This window comes from Rhodococcus sp. KRD162 (genome assembly GCF_017168335.1).
Lineage (GTDB): Bacteria > Actinomycetota > Actinomycetes > Mycobacteriales > Mycobacteriaceae > Rhodococcoides.
In genome coordinates this window covers 1-5,346 of record NZ_JABFAU010000066.1, presented here as the reverse complement: position 1 = coordinate 5,346, position 5,346 = coordinate 1, and the positions used below count along the sequence as shown (strand labels likewise).

General features: G+C 59.5%; 4 protein-coding genes. All 4 read right to left on the bottom strand.

Annotation, left to right across the window (positions count from 1 at the left end; all coding sequences use genetic code 11):
• Nucleotides 1-513: TetR/AcrR family transcriptional regulator (locus tag J1M87_RS26520; protein ID WP_206492675.1), on the bottom strand; the 513-nt coding region annotated here is incomplete at its 3' end.
• Between the two features lie 225 nt (nt 514-738).
• On the bottom strand, nt 739-2,301 hold the full coding sequence (locus J1M87_RS26515) for an aldehyde dehydrogenase family protein (RefSeq protein ID WP_296780787.1): 1,563 nt from the start codon (nt 2,299-2,301) through the stop codon (nt 739-741).
• Between the two features lie 43 nt (nt 2,302-2,344).
• Nucleotides 2,345-3,451 (bottom strand): NDMA-dependent alcohol dehydrogenase, encoded by a 1,107-nt coding sequence (locus J1M87_RS26510; RefSeq protein WP_206492673.1) that lies wholly within the window; start codon nt 3,449-3,451, stop codon nt 2,345-2,347.
• Nucleotides 3,452-3,921: 470 nt separating this feature from the next.
• The gene (locus tag J1M87_RS26505) at nt 3,922-5,169 is read right to left on the bottom strand and encodes a CdaR family transcriptional regulator (protein ID WP_206492672.1); all 1,248 of its coding nucleotides are present in this window, start codon (nt 5,167-5,169) and stop codon (nt 3,922-3,924) included.
• Nucleotides 5,170-5,346 lie beyond the last annotated feature (177 nt).

Sequence of the window (5,346 nt, the reverse complement as noted above, 5' to 3'; positions counted from 1 at the left end):
CTGCTCGAGCTCCTCCTGGGTGCCCTCGACACCGAGACCGGCGCGGGCGCGCTCCCAGAAGTGCGGCTCGAGCGCGGCCAGCGCGACGTGGCCGTCGGAGCTGGAGTAGATCCGGTAACCGGGATGCATGGCAACAGCGTGCGTGAACTCGCTCCACCGCACCTCCGCATGCTCGGACAATTCTGCCTGTTCGCTGAAGACGATCGAGTAGAACTGCTTCATTTTCGTCGCACTCTCGACGTGGAGATCGATCAACCGACGCAGCCGGACAGTCGGTGCCGCGTCTGAGCAAACCACAAGGTGAAGTCGTTCATCGAGGTCAGCGCACACCATGTTGACCATGTCATCGAGCAGCGACCGTTTGCTCGATGTGTACTTGTAGACAGTGGGGCGAGAAATTCCTGCGGCCTCTGCGATGTCGTCGATGGTCGCGTTGCTGTATCCCTTTGATTCGAAAACCTCCGCTGCGGCACGTAGCAGAGTCTCGTTATCGGTAGCGCGGCTACGTGCCATCGGCGTCACTTATCACCTACCAATACTAACTCATTAGGTAACCGGGTGCGGGGCGGTGCGACCTGCGATCGGGTGCACGAATCGCGAGATTGCTCAGCGTTCGAATCGCACACGCCACAGGGAACTCGACTCCACCGCTCAGTTGAGAGTCGGCTCGCGATCACGAGTGCCAGATCTAGCGCAGACAGGAGGGGCTCGCGGACCTGATTGCGGACCGGCGCGCCGCTATTCTGGCTGCTGTCTGCTGCTTCGGTGATCAGGAGACAGGCGTCGTGACCCACGAGCGGTCAGTAGGCGCAACACCTTCGCGGCGGTTGTGCCGCGCCGGTCGGTGTACGGATACCACAGGATCTCATCTTTCATCGTCGGCACTCGTGGAACGGTAATTCCTTTCTGTCGACAAAACTTTCGGATGCCCTGCGCGCCTCCGAGTCTGGCCCCTAGGCCCGACCCCTTCCAGCCTCCGAAAGGCAGTCCGAAGCAAAAAAGGTTGGCGTAAGCGTCGTTGATGTTGACGGCCCCCACTTCGAGTCGACGCGCTATCGCCAAACCCTTTCGACGATTTTTCGTCCACACCGTGGCCGACAGTCCAAAATCAGAGTCGTTGGCCAGCCGGATTGCTTCGTCGACGTCTGTAACCTTCATGATCGGGATCGTGGGCCCGAAGGTCTCCTCGCGCATACACACCATCGAGTGGTCGACGTCCACCAAAATGGTCGGTTCGAAGAAGGTGCCGGTTTTACTGGGGGCACCGCCGGTGAGAGTTTTGGCACCCAGGGCGATCGCGGAATCGACGTGGTCGACAACAATCTTCACCTGCTCCCCCGTAGCCAACGCTCCCACATCGGCGGAGTTCGCTTCTTCACCGTTAGTGTCGTGTCGAAGAAGTTCTACCTGTTTGGTCACCAGGCTCACGAACTGGTCGTACACGGGAGCTTCGACGTACACCCGTTCCACCGAAATGCACGCTTGCCCCGAGTTGACCAGGCCTCCCCAGGTGATGCCGTTTGCCGCGCGCTCCAGATCCGCGTCCGCGAGAACGATCGCGGGGTCCTTACCTCCGAGTTCGACACTGCAGGGAATCAAACGTTCACCCGCTCGGGCGGCGATCGCTCGTCCAGTCTTGGTAGACCCGGTGAATTGCACCATGTCCACTGCATCTACTACTGCAGCACCAGTTGCCCCGCGACCGGTGACGTGGGCGAACACTGGGGGTCCCCCGATTTCCTGCCACCCGCGAACAAGGGCGACGGTGGACAAGGGTGTCACTTCAGAGGGCTTGATGATTACTGCTGCGCCGGCGAGCAGCGCCGGTACAGCATCTACACCAGGTATCAACAGTGGGAAGTTCCACGGGGTCACGATCCCGACCACTGGATATGGGCGGTAGATCTTGAGAAGCTTCTTGGATGCGGTCAGAAGTCCGTGTGGCCTGACTCTTTCGTCTGCCAGATACTTATGAGCTCGACTCGCGTAGTAATTGATCGCGTCGCATACGAACATGACTTCGAGTACTGCCTCGGTCCGTGGCTTGCCGGTCTCCGCGCGAATCTCGTCTACGAGGTGCGCCTCGTTGTCGAGCAACCAGTTTCTGAGCTTTCGTAGCCAAGAAGCACGCGCTTTGGGGCCAAGAGCCTCCCACGCAGGTTGATGTGTGCGCAGCTCCTGTACGACCATGTCGACCTCGTCGGGGGTCTGAACGGTCACGCGCCCCACCAGTTCTCCCGTTGCTGGGTTGTACACATCGACTGTGTCCGTAATCTGTTGCGACAGTTCCTCGATACTCACAAGATGCTCCTTCGCCCACGTTGGTTTGATTGCTGCGAACCCTTTAGAATCGGATGAGTCCACGAAGATTTCGTCCTGCATACATGTCCGCGTACCCTTCGTTGATTTCATCGAGCTGATACTCGGTGGTGATGAGCTCGTCGAGTTTCACCTGTCCGAGGTTGTACATCTCGAGCAACCGGGGAATATCCATCTGTGGGCTGGACGACCCGAACAATGAACCGCGGATCGATTTCTCGAAGAGCGTCAGTTCGAGGAGCGATGCCGAAACGGTCTGCTCGGTGGGATGGCCGACCGCAGTGACCACGACCCGGCCGTGTCGGCCGACGACAGAAAGCGCTTCACGAACCTGGTCGGGTTCGGCGACGCCGGTAGTGATGATGCACGCGTCTGCAAGTTGGCCTCGTGTTAGATCCGTGATCACGGGGAGGGCCTCATCCACATTTTCGAAGGCGTGTGTGGCTCCGAGCTCGAGCGCTTTCTCTCGTTTGAAGGCCACTGGGTCGATAGCGAAGACATAGCGGCAGCCGGCTACTTTCGCGCCCTGCACCGCATTGATTCCTATGCCTCCGATTCCCATCACGACCGCACTTTCGCCCACCCGAAGTTCCGCTGTGCGAACCGACGAACCGAAGCCGGTGGTCACCCCACAACCGACGAGGGCTGCCTTGTCGAGCGCTAGGCCCTGATCGACCTTGACCACACTCGCAATCGGCACCACCGTGTACTCGCTGAAGGTGCCGAGCAATGACACCTGTCCGATCCCTTCGCCGCGGCTGTGGAAGCGATAGGTGCCGTCCAGTTGGGGCCCCTGCATGATCGCACCACCCAGATCGCACAGGTTCATCATTCCTCTGGCGCAGTAGCTGCACCGGCCACATGAAGGAATGAACGACAGTACAACCGGGTCCCCCACCGACACCTCCGTTACTCCCGGGCCGATCTCATGCACGACACCAGCACCCTCGTGACCGCCGACTACCGGGAATGGAATGGGAAGGTCTCCCGTCACGAAATGCGCATCCGAGTGGCACAAACCTGCCGCAGTGATCTTGACCAGTACTTCGCCGGCTTTCGGATCATCGAGGTCGAGTTCCTCGATCTCCCATTTCTGACCGATTCCGCGCAGTACCGCAGCCCTTGTCTTCAAAATGTCCTCCGTCGTTCGTTGAAATGTGCCGATCGATAGTCAGTTGCGGTTGGGAACGAAATCGTGTTGGTCTCGAACTGTGAGGATCGGTGATGTGGCACTGAGTCGCCCGTCGCAACAGCGTTAGCGTTTTGCGTCCAGTGAGTGGGTGTCTCGCTACGCCACCAGCGTCGAATTTGCCGCGCAACAAGTAGCGTCACATTGCCTCGACTACGGCTTCAGCCCGTGTCATTCGACGAATGGCACGTCGATTCCTGAGGGAAGAGTCGTAGAATTCGCCCGGACCATTCATGCGGGTGCATGTTCGATCGTGGAGCTGAGCGGGTGTGGCGGATAGTGGGTCGATTGCGGATCCCGTATCGAACTGACATCTGCCATTGTGGCGTGGGTCTCATCCATCGGGCTAGTCACGATAGGACAAAACTTGCCTCAGCTTTGTGCTCCGGACACAACGTAAAGCCTGGGCGGCTTCAGAGCGACGCGAATGCGGGGGCTCCGAATTCATTCACGCAGCGCAGGGCCAATTCCACCTGGCCGCGTCGATGGTCGATCGGATGTCCCAGCAACAATTCGATTTGGTTGAGCCTGTACCGGACAGTGTTCTTGTGGACCGGTATCGCCTGTGCTGCACCTGCGACCCCCAAAGTTGCCACTGCAAGCGCCGTGTCGCGCAATCGTTCGGTCGCCGGGGTGTCCTCGACCAGCGATCCCAGTTCTCGTACTACGAATTCCGTCATTGCTTCCATGTCGGCAGACACCATGGCCACGAGTTCGACGTCGTCGTAACGAGTGACCTGCCTTGTCCGACCTGAGGCAACTGCCATTTTCTGGGCGGACAGAGCCTGCCGGTGACTACGTCGAAACCCGTCGAGACCGGTGCTGCAGATGCCCACCGCTACGTGGACACCTGTCGCTACGCGCAGCGCAGTCGATGTCGACAGCAAGGATAGGTCGGGTTCCCGGCTGCTGGCACACCACATCCACATCCCCCGTTCTCCGGAGGGAACAGCCAAGACAGCATCTGCACCGACGATGGCGCCGAGCGCAACGGCGATCTCTGCCAACGGCGGCAGAAGATCGAACTCGGCATCCGCCCAGAGAGAGAACGCCGTATGCATTCTGTTCAAAGGGTATGCGAGCAGCTGGCTGGCGTTGCGGATGTCCGTCGGGTCACCACGCAATATCTTGGACACGATTACGCCTTGCCTTGCCGCGGCACCGGCGAGCCATTTGACTCGCTCATCTACCATCACGGTCCCGAGGATTCCGACGGCGTTGTCGAGCCACTCGCTATTGACCGACCACATTCGCACGAGCACGCTCGACCTCAGCTCTTGATCGATCTCACTTTGTTCGACTGCATCGCTGAAGTAACGTTGGGTAGCTCGAAGCGCCACTCGATACAGCCTGAACAAGACCTCCACGCCGAAACCGCGGTGGGTAAGGGTTCGGGCCAGTCCATATGCTTCCGGTGGCAACTCCACGTCGTTTTCCCGCATCGTTGACAGAATCGCCGCCAGGTGACCTCGCGTACTGGCTTCGAGATCGCGGCGGAGCTCGGGGTCGGACACCAACTCCGGCATCTCTGCCGCAATCGTTTCATCGATGAGATCGACGGCGGTATCGAATGCCGGCGACGCCGAGGCGTCCTGAAGCCAGCGAGCCAGCCAATTCGACACCGCATCATCGGAACCGCTGGCTGGGTGGTCTGGTTGCATTGTCACACCTCCAGGACGTCGAACGGTCCGAACCGAATCTCGGCCTAGTCGGGGGTCGGGGAGCAGATTCTCGAAATCCGGCGCTAAGGATTTACGGCAGATAGTAGCGTACTATCTGCCGTAACTCGTGAGTCGTCCTGCCGCGATGGTCGTTCCGGAGATGGGCGACTCCGGAAA